Genomic DNA, 13801 nt, shown 5'->3' on the forward strand with positions numbered 1-13801 from the left:
TCCTGTATACGGACCCGGCCCCCCGCTCTACGGACGGTTTCCGGCCAAAGTATTGACCGGCTCCTGACAATCAGGCCACCCGGGTGGCACTCTTCCCCGCATCCGTTGCACGGAGCCCCACAACGCACCACTCCGCGCCCACGGCCCGCTCGTCGCTCGAAGCGCCCGGCCCACCCGCACCTGGTGCCACCCCCCACACGTTCCACGTGTTCTGCCTCGCTCTGCCCGGACGGCCACCCGCCGCCCGGTCCCCCTCGGCCGCACCCCCTCCGGTCGCGGCCTCCGCAGAAGGAGTCAGTGTGAGACGCACCCCCCATCGGCGCGCCGTCGCGACCGGCGCCGTGGTCGCCATGGCCGCGATGCTGACCGTCAGCGTGCAAGCAGGCGCCGGCACGGCCGCCACACCCCGGCCCGGCCAGGTCCACGCGCAGCCCGACCCGGGCGCGCTGCCCGCGAAACTGACCCCGGCGCAGCGTGCGGAACTGCTGCGGAAGGCCACGGCCGGCGCCGCGGAGACGGCCCGGCAGCTCAAGCTCGGCCCGAAGGAGAAGCTGGTCGTCAGGGACGTCGTCAAGGACGCCGACGGCAGTCTGCACACCCGTTACGAGCGCACGTACGCGGGTCTGCCGGTGCTCGGCGGCGGCCTGGTCGTGCACCGGGCGGACGGAAAGGTGCGCGGCGTCACCAAGGCGGTGCGCTCGCAGCTCGACGTGCCGACCACCACCGCGAAGGTCGGGCCCGCCGCGGCGGAGCAGAAGGCGCTCAAGGCGTCGCAGGCGCAGGGCGCCAAGAAGTCCGACGCCCGGGAGCCCCGCAAGGTGATCTGGGTCGCCGACGGCAAGCCGTTCCTCGCGTACGAGACGGTCGTCGGCGGCGTCCAGGAGGACGGCACCACGCCCAACGAGCTGCACGTCGTCACCAACGCCACCACCGGCGAGAAGCTGGCCGAGTGGCAGGGCGTCCAGGAGGGCACCGGCAACAGCATGTACAGCGGCCAGGTCACCCTGGGCACCGCGCCCTCGTACACGCTGACCGACACCACCCGCGGCAACCACAAGACCTACAACCTCAACCGCGGCACCTCCGGCACCGGCACGCTGTTCACCGACCCGGACGACGTGTGGGGTGACGGCACCCCGCAGAACGCCCAGACGGCCGGTGTGGACGCCCACTACGGCGCGGCGCTGACCTGGGACTACTACAAGAACGTACACGGCCGCAGTGGCATCAGGGGCGACGGCGTCGGCGCGTACAGCCGGGTGCACTACGGCAACAACTACGTCAACGCGTTCTGGCAGGACAGCTGCTTCTGCATGACGTACGGCGACGGCAGCGGCAACGTCAAGCCGCTGACCTCCATCGACGTGGCGGCCCACGAGATGACCCACGGCGTCACCTCGGCCACCGCCAACCTCACCTACAGCGGCGAGCCGGGCGGCCTGAACGAGGGCACCTCGGACATCTTCGCCACCGCCGTCGAGTTCAACGCCAACAACCCCAACGACGTCGGTGACTACCTCATCGGCGAGGAAATCGACATCAACGGCAACGGCACGCCGCTGCGCTACATGGACAAGCCCAGCAAGGACGGCCGCTCCAAGGACTACTGGTACTCCGGCATCGGTGGCGTCGACGTCCACTACTCCTCCGGCGTCGCCAACCACTTCTTCTATCTGCTGTCCGAGGGCAGCGGGCCCAAGGACATCAACGGTGTCCACTACGACAGCCCGACCTACGACAACCTGCCGGTGCCCGGCATCGGCCGGGCCAACGCCGAGAAGATCTGGTTCTCGGCGCTGACCAAGTACATGAGCGCGAACACCAACTACGCCGCGGCCCGCACCGCGACACTGTCCGCCGCCGCCGAGCTGTTCGGCCAGGGCAGCGCCACGTACAACACGGTCGCCAACACCTGGGCGGCGGTCAACGTCGGCCAGCGCGTCCCGGACTCCGGGGTCAGCGTCACCAACCCGGGCAACCAGACCAGCACCGTCGGCCAGCCCGCCAGCCTCCAGATCAAGGCCACCAGCAGCAACGCGGGCGCGCTGAAGTACGCGGCCACCGGGCTGCCGGCCGGGCTGAGCATCAACCAGGACTCCGGGCTGATCTCGGGCACCCCGACCACCGCGGGCACCAGCAGCGTGACGGTCACCGTCACCGACTCCGCCAACAAGACCGGCACCACCAGCTTCACCTGGACCGTGAACCCGGCCGGCGGCGGTGACGTCTTCGAGAACACCGACGACGTGCAGATCCCGGACGCGGGCAGCGCGGTCAACTCGCCGGTCAAGGTCACCCGGGCCGGCAACGCGCCGAGCGCCCTGAAGGTGGACGTGGACATCGTGCACACCTACCGCGGCGACCTGGTGATCGACCTGGTGGCCCCGGACGGCACCGCCTACCGGCTGAAGAACTCCAACGCGGCCGACTCGGCGGAGAACGTGAAGGCCACGTACACCGTCAACGCCTCCTCCGAGAAGGCGGAGGGCACCTGGAACCTGCGGGTCCGGGACGTCTACCAGCAGGACAGCGGCTACATCAACAGCTGGAAGCTGACGTTCTGAGCCAACCGGGCGGCAGCCCGCCGACCTGAGGGCGGGCCGCTCACGGCCCAACCACCGCGCGGGATCGAGCAGTTCACCGGGCGTCGTCCCCTCCCAGGGGGCGGCGCCCGTTCCGTTGGGTACAACTCCGCTATACGAACAGTGATGTTCGCTCTACGGACGATTTCCAGCCAACTTGGCGACCACGTCCTGACATGCACGCGTTCGAATGGCAGTCTTCCCCCTCAAGTCACACCCGCATCGCTTTGCACCCCCACCCTTGGCAAAGTCGAAGGAGCACGCGTGTCCCCCCACATTTCCCGTAGAGCACGTATCACCGGCGTTTCCCTGGCGGCGGCCGGCGCCCTGATAGCCGCGGCCGTCACGGCCGGTACCGCGGGCGCCTCCCCCACGGCGCCCTCCGGAACCACCGGCACCGCCGCGGCGGCCTCGCCCGTCAAGATGACCGCCTCGCACCGCGCGGAACTGCTGCGCGACGCGAGCGCCACCAAGGCGCGGGCGGCGCAGGAACTGGGCCTGGGCGCCCAGGAGAAGCTCGTCGTCAAGGACGTCGTCAAGGACGCCGACGGCACCACCCACACCCGCTACGACCGCACCTTCGCCGGACTGCCGGTCCTCGGCGGCGACCTGATCGTGCACCGCGCCAAGGACGGTGCCGTCAAGAGCACCACCAAGGCCAGCAGCGCGAAGATCGCCGTCGCCTCCACCACCCCCAAGGTCGCCCCGAAGGCCGCCGCGCAGGCCGCGCAGGGCACCGCCAAGTCCTTCGGCGCCAAGCAGGCCGCCGCCGTGACGCCCAAGAAGGTCGTCTGGGCCGCCTCCGGCAAGCCGGTCCTCGCGTACGACACGGTGGTCGGCGGCTTCCAGAAGGACGGCACGCCCAACCAGCTGCACGTCATCACCGACGCCAACACCGGCAAGAAGATCTTCCAGTACCAGGGCATCGAGAACGGCGCGGGCACCAGCGCCTACAGCGGCTCGGTCGAGATCGGCACGAAGAAGGGCGGCGACGGCTACGAGCTGACCGACGACTCGCGCGGCGGCCACTCGACGTTCAACCTGAACGGCAGCCAGAGCGGCGAGGGCAAGCTGTTCACCAACAAGGACGACAAGTGGGGCAACGGCAAGGCCGACGACCCCGAGACCGCCGCCGTCGACGCCGCCTACGGTGCCCAGCTGACCTGGGACTACTACAAGACCGTGCACGGCCGCGCGGGCATCAAGGGCGACGGCAAGGGCGCCACCTCGCGCGTCCACTACGGCCAGAACTACTCCAACGCGTTCTGGGACGACAGCTGCTTCTGCATGACGTACGGCGACGGTGAGGGCAACAAGAAGCCGCTCACCTCGATCGACGTCGCGGCGCACGAGATGAGCCACGGTGTCACCTCGGCCACCGCCAACCTCACCTACAGCGGCGAGTCCGGCGGCCTGAACGAGGCCACCTCCGACATCTTCGGCACCTCCGTCGAGTTCTTCGCCAAGAACAAGGAGGACGCCGGCGACTACCTGATCGGCGAGAAGATCGACATCGCCGGTGACGGCAAGCCGCTGCGCTACATGGACAAGCCCTCCAAGGACGGCCAGTCCCTGGACAGCTGGACCCCGGACGCCGGCAACGTCGACGTGCACTACTCCTCCGGCATCGCCAACCACTTTTTCTACCTCCTGTCCGAGGGCAGCGGCGCCAAGGAGATCGGCGGCGTCAAGTACGACAGCCCGACCGCGGACGGCAAGAAGGTCGAGGGCATCGGCCGGGACAAGGCCGAGAAGATCTGGTTCAAGGCCCTGACCACGTACATGACCTCGAACACCGACTACAAGGGCGCCCGCGAGGCGACCGTCAAGGCGGCCACCGACCTGTTCGGCGCGGACAGCGCCGAGGTCAAGGGCGTCGAGGCGGCCTGGACGGGCGTCGCGGTGAAGTAGGGACGGCACCGGCCGTCCCCCCGACGGCCGTTCCTCCCGGGGCAGCGTGTCCCCACGACCGGGCGGTGTCCGGAGGCTCCCAACCTCCCTTCGGACACCGCCCTTCCATGTGCCCGGCGGCGGCCGGCGCCGAGCGGCTGGCTAGGGTGACCGTATGACCGATCTCGGGGGTGAACGGCCCGGCGGGCCCGTTCGGGTGCTGCTGGCGGACGACGAAGCCATGATCCGCGCCGGGGTGCGGGCCATCCTCGGGGCCGCGCCCGGCATCGAGGTGGTCGCGGAGGCGGCGGACGGGCGGGCGGCGGTGGAGCTGGCACTGCGGCACCGGCCCGACGTGTGTCTGCTGGACATCCGGATGCCGCGGCTGGACGGACTGGGTGCCGCGGCCGAGCTGCGCCAGGTGCTGCCGGAGACCGCCGTGGTGATGCTGACGACCTTCTCCGAGGACGAGTACGTGGCCGGTGCCCTCGGCACCGGCGCCAGCGGCTTCCTGCTGAAGACCGGCGACCCGCGCGAACTGATCACCGGGGTGCAGGCCGCCGCCGAGGGCGGCGCCTACCTCTCGCCGTCCGTGGCCCGGCGCGTCATCAGCCAGTTCGGCGGCGGCGCGGCGCTGGGGAAGGCGGCCGCGGCGCGGTCCCGTACCGAGCAGCTGACCGGACGGGAGCGGGAGGTGCTCGCCCTGGTCGGCGCCGGGCTGTCGAACGCGGAGATCGCCGCGCGGCTGTACCTCGTCGAGGGCACGGTCAAGGCGTACGTCAGCGCCATCCTGGCCCGGCTGGGCCTGAAGAACCGGGTGCAGGCGGCGATCCTCGCCTACGAGGCGGGGCTGGTCCAGGGCGCGTGAGCCGCGTCCGGCGGCGCTTTCCTTACTTTCGGCAGGGGCGCCGGACGGGCCCGGTCGGCGAGGCTGACGGCATGCTCACCCGACTCCGGCGCCCGGCGCCGCCCGCCGCCGATCGCCCCCGGTGGGCCGTCCTGCTGCTGGACGGCTGCCTCTGGGCGGCCCTGTCCGTACCGCTCACCGCGGCCTTCGACGGGGTGCCGAAGGACCGGATGTGGACCGCGGCGATCGGCATCCCGCTGCTGGCGGCGGCGGTGGCGGTACGCCGGAAGCGGCCGCTCGTGGCGCTGGGCGTCCCCGTCGCGCTGGCGCTCGCGACGAGCCGCAACCTGTTCACGTTCGAGTACGCCACCGCCCTCGCCGTCCTGGCGTACCTCGCCGGGGTACGGGTCGAACGGGCCCGCCCCTCCCTCTGGTTCTTCACCGGCATCGCCGCCGTCAGCCTGCCGCTGTGCGTGCTGCTCGTCCGCAACATGTGGCCGTGGTTCACCGCGGTGCTCACGCTGCTGTTCAACGTCGTCCTGCCGTGGCTGCTCGGCCGCTACCGCCGCCAGTACGCGGCCCTGGTCCGTACGGGCTGGCAGCTCGCCGAGCGGATGGAACACGAACAGCAGGCCGTCGCCGACCGCACCCGGCTGCGCGAACGGGCCCGGATCGCCGGGGACATGCACGACTCGCTCGGGCACGAGCTGGCCCTGCTCGCCCTGCGGGCCGGGGCCCTGGAGGTCGACCCGCGGCTGGCGCCGGACCAGCGGGCCGCGGTCGGTGAGCTGCGGGCGGCGGCCGGCGCGGCCACCGAACACCTGCGGGACATCATCGGCGTGCTGCGCACCGACGACCGGGCCGAGCCCTCCCGGCTGCCCGCCGACGACAGCGTCGAGGCCCTCGTCGAACGCGCCCGGGGCTCCGGCCTCGACGTCTCGCTGCGGCGCGCCGGGGAGCCGGAGACCGGCGGGACGGCCATGCCGGTGATGGGCGCGCGTGCCGTGTACCGCGTGGTCCAGGAGGGGCTGACCAACGCCGCGAAGCACGCGCCGGGCGCGCCGGTGGAGGTACGGCTGACCGGCGACGGGCGGCGGCTGGACGTGACGGTGACCAACGCCCCGCCCCCGCCCGGCACGGCGCCGTCCCTGGTCCCGGTCTCCGGCGGCAACGGGCTGGTGGGGCTGGACGAACGGGTCCGGCTCGCGGGCGGTGAACTGCGCGCCGGACCCACGCCCGAGGGCGGGTTCGAGGTCGCGGCGCGGCTGCCGACGACCGGCCGGGGGCCGGTGCGCGGCCCCGGCGACAGCTCCCGGTGGAGCGTGTCGCAGCGGGAACTGGCCTCCGCCCGGCAGCAGGTGCGGCGGCGGCTGGTGCAGACGGTGGCCGTGCCGGCCGCGCTGTTCACCGGACTGCTGCTGGTGATGGGCGTCTTCGCGCTGATCAGCCCGTCGTGGTCGGTACTGGACCGCGGGACGTACGAGCGGCTGCGCGTCGGCGACGACCGGACGGCGGTGGAGTCACGGCTGCCGTTCTTCTCCCTGGACGTACCGCCGGACGGCACGCCCGCCCCGCCGCCCGGCCACGTCTGCCGCTACTACGGCTACCGTGCCTACGTGGACGACACGGCCTACGCGCTGTGCTTCGCGGACGGGCGGCTGGTGTCGAAGGGGGTCGTCCACCGCCGGGACCGTCCGGCGTCCAAGTAGGCGGTCGGTGCCGTCAGTTCACCTCAAGGACGATCTTCCCCTGGGTACGGCCGGTCTCGCCCATCTCATGCGCCTTCGCGGCCTCCTCCAGGGGGAAGGTCGCGGCGATGTGCGCGCGCAGTGCGCCGGACTCGGCGAGGGCGGCGATCTCGCGCATGCCCGCGTGGTCGGCCTCGACGATCATCACCGCCAGGCGGATTCCGCGCTCCGCGGCCGCCGCGACGGTTGCCGGATCGACCGGGGGAAGGATCGAGACCACGGTGCCGCCCTCGCGCACCACGTCCAGGGAGCGGGTGAGGGTGTCACCGCCGATGCAGTCCAGGACGACGTCGACCGTACCGGCGGCCGCGACGAAGTCGGTCTCCCGGTAGTCGATCACCTCGTCGGCGCCGAGCGAGCGCAGGAAATCGTGCTTGGCGGCGCTCGCCGTGCCGATCACGTGGGCGCCCTTGGCCTTGGCGATCTGTACGGCGAGGTGGCCGACGCCACCCGCCGCCGCGTGGATCAGGACCCGCTGCCCGGGCCGGATGTCCGCGGTGTCCACCAGGGCCTGGTAGGCGGTGAGCGCGGCCAGCGGCAGGGCGCCCGCCTGGACGTGGTCGAGGGCGGCGGGCTTGTGCACGAAGGCGCGCGCGGGGCCGGTGACGTACTCGGCGTGGGTGCCCACTCCGTACGGGTACGGGACCATGCCGAAGACCTCGTCGCCCGGTGCGAACAGGGTGACGCCGATGCCGACCGCCGTCACGACGCCGGAGACGTCCCAGCCCAGGACGCGGGGCAGATCCTTGACGAATAGTCCGGCCGCGCGGTGCTTCCAGTCGGTGGGGTTGACCCCGGCGGCGCGGACCGCGATCTGGATCTGGCCGACGCCCGGCTCGGGGCGGGGCAGTTCGGTTTCCTTCAGGACCTCGGGTCCGCCGGTGACGTCCTGGCTGATGGCACGCATGGTGTGTTCGTTCATGCCGTCCAGCTTGATCGGCGGCGCGGACCGCGACAATGGCACGATGGCCATCTCCCGATAGGATCGTGCCATGCGTGCGCATCGTGTGGTGGTCCTGGCCCTGGAGGGCGTCTATCCGTTCGAGCTCGGCATACCGGGGCGGGTCTTCGGCGCCGCCGACGGCCGTTACGAGGTGCTGACCTGCTCGGCCGACGGGCGCCCGGTGCGCTGCGGAGCCGACTTCTCGATCACCGTCGAGCACGGGCCGGAGGCGCTGCGCACCGCCGACACCGTGGTGGTCCCGTCCATCGCCCCGGATCATGTGCACAGCGAGCTGCCCGAGGCGGTGGGCGCCGCGCTGGCGATGATCCGGCCCGGCACCCGCATCGTCTCCATCTGCACCGGCGCCTACGTACTGGCCGCCGCCGGGCTGCTGGACGGCCGCCCGGCCACCACCCACTGGCAGCTCACCGGGGACTTCCGCCGCCGCTTCCCTAAGGTCCGGCTCACCCCCGACGTGCTCTTCGTCGACGACGGCGACGTGCTGACCTCGTCCGGCGCCGCCTCCGGCATCGACGTGTGCCTGCACGTGGTGCGCGCGGACCACGGCGGGGCGCTCGCCAACCATGTGGCCCGCAAGTGCGTCGTACCGCCCTTCCGCGACGGCGGCCAGGCCCAGTACGTCGAGCAGCCGGTGCCCGCGCCGACCGCGACCGGCACCGCGGCCACCCAGCAGTGGGCCCTGGAGCACCTGGACGAGCCGCTGACCCTGACCCGGCTGGCCCGGCACGCCGGGATGAGCCTGCGCACCTTCAACCGCCGCTTCCGCGACGAGACCGGGCTCAGCCCCGGGCGGTGGCTCATCCAGCAGCGGCTGCTGCGCGCCCGCCAGCTGCTGGAGACCAGCGACCTGCCGGTGGACCTGATCGCCGGGCAGGTCGGCTTCGCGGGCGGCGCGTCGCTGCGGCAGCATCTGCACGCCGCGATCGGCGTCTCGCCGCAGGCGTACCGGCGGACGTTCCGGGCGCCTCGTCCGGCGGAGGACCAGTCGGCGGTCCGCGCGGGCTGAATCCGCCCGTCGCCCACCACGGCCCGCTGTACGGAGCCGTGCGGCCGGTCTAGCTTCGGCCCGTACGCAACCGTACGTCCGAGAGGGGACACCGCCATGGCATTCGGTTTCGTCGCCTTCCACTACCCGGCCCCCGAGCACGTCGAGGAGTTCGTCGGCCAGTGCCACCAGGTCGCCGAAGCGGCGCGGTCGCAGCCGGGCTTCCTGTCCGTCGGGGTCTGGGTCACCCCGAACGGCGAAGCCGTCGTCACCACCGGTGCCTTCGAGTCCGAGGAGACCTTCCGCGCCGCGGCCGAGGTCGCCCGCGAGATGGGCGCGACGCCGGAGGGCCTGAGCGACCTGGAGGTCAGGCCCCGCCAGGTGCACTTCCTGCTGTCCCGCTGAACGGCCCGGCCGGGGCGCCGCACGTCGTACGGCGTACGTGCGAAGCCCCGGCCGCGTACGGACGGCGGCCTACCGCATCAGCACCCCGGCCTCCTCCCCCGTCGCCTCCGACGGCACCGCCAGCAGCCCCATCTCGGCCGCCGACGCCAGCAGCCGGTGCGCGGGCAGTACGCGGACCGTGTAGCCGAAGGAGCCGGTGCGGTCCAGGGCGAGCGGGCCCTCGTAGAGCCAGCGGCCCTCCAGGTCCGGGCCGCCGGTGGGCTTGAGCGGCACGGTGGTGGCGTCGGTGATCCGGTCCGACTCGTCCACCCGGCCGGAGACGACCTGCACCTCCACGTCGTCCGGGGCCAGCTCGCCGAGCGTGACGCGGACCCGCAGCGCCAGGGTCGCGCCCAGTTCGGCGCTGCCGTTGGGCGGGCCGCCGGGCACGCCGGCCGGCTCCGCGCGGTCGACCACCAGGGCGCCGGTCTCCACGTGGTCCACCGCGACCTGCGGCCACGCGGCCCGCACCCGGGTCTTCCACGCGGCCAGCTCGGTCGCGGCCTGCGGGGTGAGCGCGCGCTGGGCGCGGGCGGCGGGGGCGTACAGCCGCTCCACGTACTCCCGCACCATCCGGCCCGCCAGCACCTTCGGTCCCAGATTGACCAGCGTCTGCCGGACCATCTCGACCCAGCGCTGCGGAATGCCGTCCGCATCGCGGTCGTAGAAGCGCGGCGCGACCCGCTGCTCCAGCAGCTCGTACAGCGCGTTGGCCTCCAGCTCGTCGCGCCGGTTCTCGTCGGTGGCGTGGCCGTCGGCGGTGGGGATGGACCAGCCGAAGTCCGGCTCGTACCACTCGTCCCACCAGCCGTCCAGCACGGACAGGTTCAGACAGCCGTTGAGCGCCGCCTTCATGCCGGAGGTGCCGCACGCCTCCAGCGGGCGCAGCGGGTTGTTGAGCCAGACGTCACAGCCCGGATAGAGCTTCTGCGCCATGGCCATGCCGTAGTCGGGGAGGAAGACCAGCCGCTGCCGTACCCGCGGGTCGTCGGCGAAGCGCACCAGCTCCTGCACGAGGCGCTTGCCGCCGTCGTCGGCCGGGTGGGCCTTGCCCGCCACGACGATCTGGATGGGCCGCTCGCGGTGCAGCAGCAGTTCCATCAAGCGGTCGCGGTCGCGCAGCATCAGGGTGAGGCGCTTGTAGGAGGGCACCCGGCGGGCGAAGCCGATGGTCAGCACCTCCGGGTCGAGCACGCCGTCGATCCAGCCCAGCTCGGCGGCGCCCGCGCCGCGCTGCCGCCACGAGACGTGCAGCCGGCGCCGCACCTCCTCCACGAGCTGTTCGCGCAGCACCCGCCGCAGGTCCCACACGTCCGCGTCCGGGATGTCGGCCACCGCCGACCAACGCCGCGAGTCGCCGACCGACAGCGCGTCCTCGGTGCGGCCGGGCCCGATCTGGCGCGCGCCCAGCCGGAAGACCTCGGGCGCCACCCAGGTCGGCGCGTGCACGCCGTTGGTCACCGAGACGATCGGCACGTCCTCCGGGTCGAAGCCCGGCCACAGCCCGGCGAACATCTCCCGGCTGACGCGGCCGTGCAGGGTGGAGACGCCGTTGGCGCGCTGGGCCAGCCGCAGGCCCATCACCGCCATGTTGAAGCAGTTCGGCTCGCCGCCGGGGTAGGTCTCCAGGCCGAGCGCGAGGATCCGTTCGACGTCGATGCCGGGCAGTTCGGCCGCCTCGCCGAAGTGGCGGGCGACCAGTTCGCGGTCGAAGCGGTCGATGCCGGCGGGGACGGGGGTGTGGGTGGTGAAGACCGTGCCGGCGCGTACGGTCTCCAGGGCGCCGTCGAAGTCCAGGCCGACCGGCCCGCCGGCCGTGCCGGGGCCGCCCTCCCGGCCGGCGTCCGCCAGCTCCCGGATGCGCTCCAGGCCCAGGAAGCCCGCGTGTCCCTCGTTCGTGTGGAACACCTCGGGCGCGGCGTGGCCGGTCAGCCGGCAGTACGTCCGTACGGCCCGCACCCCGCCGATCCCCAGCAGCATCTCCTGGAGCAGACGGTGCTCGCTGCCCCCGCCGTAGAGCCGGTCGGTCACGTCCCGCTCGCCCGGCGCGTTCTCCTCCACGTCGGAGTCCAGGAGCAGCAGCGGTACGCGCCCGACCCGGGCCACCCAGACCAGCGAGCGCAGCTGCCGCCCGCCGGGCAGCGCCAGGGCGACCTGCGCGGGCGTCCCGTCGGCCTCCCGCAGCAGGTCGAGGGGCAGCTCGTTGGGGTCCAGCACCGGGTAGTGCTCCTGCTGCCAGCCCTCGCGGGAGAGCGACTGGCGGAAGTAGCCGTGCCGGTAGAGCAGCCCGACGCCGATCAGGGGTACGCCGAGGTCGCTGGCCGCCTTGAGGTGGTCGCCGGCGAGGATGCCGAGGCCGCCGGAGTACTGGGGCAGGGCGGCGGTGATGCCGAATTCGGGCGAGAAGTAGGCGACGGCCTCGGGCAGCCGGCCGTCCCGGCCGCTCTCCTGGGCGCTCTGGTACCAGCGCTGCCCGGTCAGATAGTCCTGGAGGTCGTCGGCGGCGGCACCGAGCCGGCGCAGGAACCGGCGGTCCCCGGCCAGTTCCGCCAGCCGCTCGGCGGAGACGGTGCTCAGCAGCCGCACGGGGTCCAGCCCCGCGCGGCGCCGGCCGGCGGGGGCTATGGCGTGGAAGAGTTCGCGGGTCTCGGAGTGCCAGGACCAGCGCAGATTGCGCGCCAGGTCGCTGAGGGGTCGCAGGGGCTCCGGGAGGACGGGACGCACGGTGAACCGACGAATGGCCTTCACGCTACGACGGTAGCGGCGCGGGGCCGCCCGATTCGCCCGGTACCCCGTAATCCGCTCGGATCCGGCCGCCAACTGGCAGGAGCGGCAAGGCGCTTGGCCCGTCACCCGTTCGGCCGAGCGGGGTGCCCGGAGGGCGCTTCCCGGCCATCCGGGACCGGCCCCGTCCGGGAGAGGGCGCTTCCCTACCCCCGCCCCCACCTACCCCATGTGGCCGATATGGCCGGTTCCACACCCTCGTGCACTCTTGTTCGGGCTCGCGGCGGGCGGAAGGCTGCGGGGTGGCGCCGCCGGCACGGGTGCGACGGTACCCGACTCTCCGTACGCAACTCCGGCGGTGCCCGGCCGAGTTGAGGAGGGGAACCGGACGCATGACACCGATATGGACACGTCTGGCGGGACCGGCGGCCACCGTCGCCGCCGTGGCCGCGCTCACCGCCGCCGCCCTGCCCGCGCACGCCGCCCCGATCGGAACGAAGGCCCCGGCCGCCGCGGACGCGGCGCGCGGCGGCTATATCGTCACGCTGGCCTCCGGGCCCGGCGGGGTGCGGGCGGCGTCCGCGGCAGGCCGGGCGCTGGCGGCGCAGTACGGGGTGCGGATCAGCCACACGTACCGTACGGCGGTCAACGGTTTCGCCGTGCGCGCGACCGGGGACCAGGCGCGGCGGCTGGCCGCGGACCCGGCGGTGGCGTCCGTGACCCGCGACCGCGCGGTGCTGCCGGCCCGCACGCAGCGCAATCCGCCGTCCTGGGGCCTGGACCGGCTGGACCGCGCGGGCCTGCCGCTGGACCGGGCCTACGCGGCGCCGCCGTCGGCCGGCCGGGGCGTGACGGTGTACGTGATCGACACCGGCGTGCGCACCACGCACCGGGACTTCGGCGGCCGGGCCGGCAGCGGCTGGGACTTCGTGGACGGCGACGCCGACGCGGACGACGCCAACGGACACGGCACCCATGTCGCCGCCACGGCCGCCGGGACCCGGTACGGCGTCGCCAAGCAGGCCCGTGTGGTGGCCGTACGCGTGCTGGACCGCGCGGGACGGGGCACCACCGCGCGGGTCATCGCCGGTATCGACTGGGTGGCCCGGCACGCGCGGCGCCCGGCGGTGGCCAACCTCAGCCTGGGCAGCGCGCCCAGCCCGCAGCTCGACCAGGCGGTACGCAACGCCGTCGCGGCCGGTGTCACCTTCACCGTGGCGGCCGGGAACCACGGGCGGCGGGCCGGGGCGTTCTCGCCCGGGCGGGTGAGCGAGGCCATCACGGTGGGCGCGAGCGACGCCCGGGACCGGCGGGCCGCGTTCTCCAACTGGGGCGCGAAAGTCGACCTGTTCGCACCGGGTGTGGACATCACGTCCGCGTGGCACTCGGGAGACACTGCGAAGCGAACCCTCTCCGGCACGTCCATGGCCGCTCCGCACGCGGCGGGCGCGGCCGCGCTCTACCTGTCGTCCCACCGGCGGGCCGGACCGAAGGAGGTGCGGAACGCGCTGGCCGCCACCGCGGCCCAGCACCGGATCACCGCGGCGGGCCCCGGCTCGCCGACCGCGTTGTTGCAGGTCAGGCCCCACTAGCAAGATCCCGGGCGCGCCGGCCCCG

The 13801-nt window shown here is 73.1% G+C and carries 9 protein-coding genes; 7 read left to right on the top strand and 2 right to left on the bottom strand.

Features of this window, described 5'->3' with window-relative positions; all coding sequences use genetic code 11:
- Positions 1-299 precede the first annotated feature (299 nt).
- The 4 genes from CP973_RS32325 to CP973_RS32340 all read left to right on the top strand — a co-directional run bounded on the left by CP973_RS32325 (position 300) and on the right by CP973_RS32340 (position 7028).
- The gene (locus CP973_RS32325; protein WP_150247369.1) at positions 300-2564 is read left to right on the top strand and encodes a M4 family metallopeptidase; all 2265 of its coding nucleotides are present in this window, start codon (positions 300-302) and stop codon (positions 2562-2564) included.
- Between the two features lie 282 nt (positions 2565-2846).
- Positions 2847-4493, top strand: coding sequence for a M4 family metallopeptidase (locus CP973_RS32330; protein ID WP_150247370.1), 1647 nt, complete (start codon positions 2847-2849; stop codon positions 4491-4493).
- Positions 4494-4647: 154 nt separating this feature from the next.
- Positions 4648-5340, top strand: coding sequence for a response regulator (locus CP973_RS32335; RefSeq protein ID WP_150247371.1), 693 nt, complete (start codon positions 4648-4650; stop codon positions 5338-5340).
- Positions 5341-5411: 71 nt separating this feature from the next.
- Positions 5412-7028 carry a sensor histidine kinase gene (locus CP973_RS32340; RefSeq protein ID WP_150247372.1) on the top strand — a complete coding sequence of 539 codons (1617 nt, stop codon included), beginning with the start codon at positions 5412-5414 and terminating at the stop codon, positions 7026-7028.
- A 13-nt stretch (positions 7029-7041) separates the two neighbouring features.
- Here the strand turns inward: CP973_RS32340 and CP973_RS32345 are convergent, their stop codons facing one another.
- Complete coding sequence (locus CP973_RS32345; protein ID WP_150250589.1) at positions 7042-7974, bottom strand: NADP-dependent oxidoreductase; 933 nt, start codon at positions 7972-7974, stop codon at positions 7042-7044.
- Positions 7975-8059: 85 nt separating this feature from the next.
- Here CP973_RS32345 and CP973_RS32350 point away from each other — a divergent pair, with 85 nt between their 5' ends.
- A complete protein-coding gene (locus CP973_RS32350) occupies positions 8060-9037 on the top strand; it encodes a GlxA family transcriptional regulator (RefSeq protein WP_150247373.1) in 978 nt (325 codons plus the stop codon).
- Between the two features lie 96 nt (positions 9038-9133).
- Entirely contained in the window at positions 9134-9421 is a 288-nt protein-coding gene (locus tag CP973_RS32355; RefSeq protein ID WP_150247374.1) for an antibiotic biosynthesis monooxygenase family protein, read from the top strand.
- 69 nt (positions 9422-9490) lie between these two features.
- Here CP973_RS32355 and glgP read toward each other — a convergent pair whose 3' ends face one another.
- Positions 9491-12208 carry an alpha-glucan family phosphorylase gene (gene glgP, locus CP973_RS32360; protein WP_150247375.1) on the bottom strand — a complete coding sequence of 906 codons (2718 nt, stop codon included), beginning with the start codon at positions 12206-12208 and terminating at the stop codon, positions 9491-9493.
- 368 nt (positions 12209-12576) lie between these two features.
- Between glgP and CP973_RS32365 the strand changes: the two genes are divergently transcribed.
- Positions 12577-13776 (top strand): S8 family peptidase, encoded by a 1200-nt coding sequence (locus CP973_RS32365; protein ID WP_150247376.1) that lies wholly within the window; start codon positions 12577-12579, stop codon positions 13774-13776.
- Positions 13777-13801: the final 25 nt, after the last annotated feature.

It is taken from the genome of Streptomyces albofaciens JCM 4342, from assembly GCF_008634025.1.
GTDB lineage: Bacteria > Actinomycetota > Actinomycetes > Streptomycetales > Streptomycetaceae > Streptomyces > Streptomyces albofaciens.

What these genes read in the sequence shown, in the direction of transcription:
- CP973_RS32335 (WP_150247371.1), top strand. Translation starts at nt 4,648, where the DNA reads ATGACCGATCTCGGGGGTGAACGGCCCGGCGGGCCCGTTCGGGTGCTG.
- CP973_RS32340 (WP_150247372.1), top strand. Translation starts at nt 5,412, where the DNA reads ATGCTCACCCGACTCCGGCGCCCGGCGCCGCCCGCCGCCGATCGCCCC.
- CP973_RS32345 (WP_150250589.1), bottom strand. Translation starts at nt 7,974, where the DNA reads ATGCGTGCCATCAGCCAGGACGTCACCGGCGGACCCGAGGTCCTGAAG.
- CP973_RS32350 (WP_150247373.1), top strand. Translation starts at nt 8,060, where the DNA reads ATGCGTGCGCATCGTGTGGTGGTCCTGGCCCTGGAGGGCGTCTATCCG.
- CP973_RS32355 (WP_150247374.1), top strand. Translation starts at nt 9,134, where the DNA reads ATGGCATTCGGTTTCGTCGCCTTCCACTACCCGGCCCCCGAGCACGTC.
- CP973_RS32365 (WP_150247376.1), top strand. Translation starts at nt 12,577, where the DNA reads ATGACACCGATATGGACACGTCTGGCGGGACCGGCGGCCACCGTCGCC.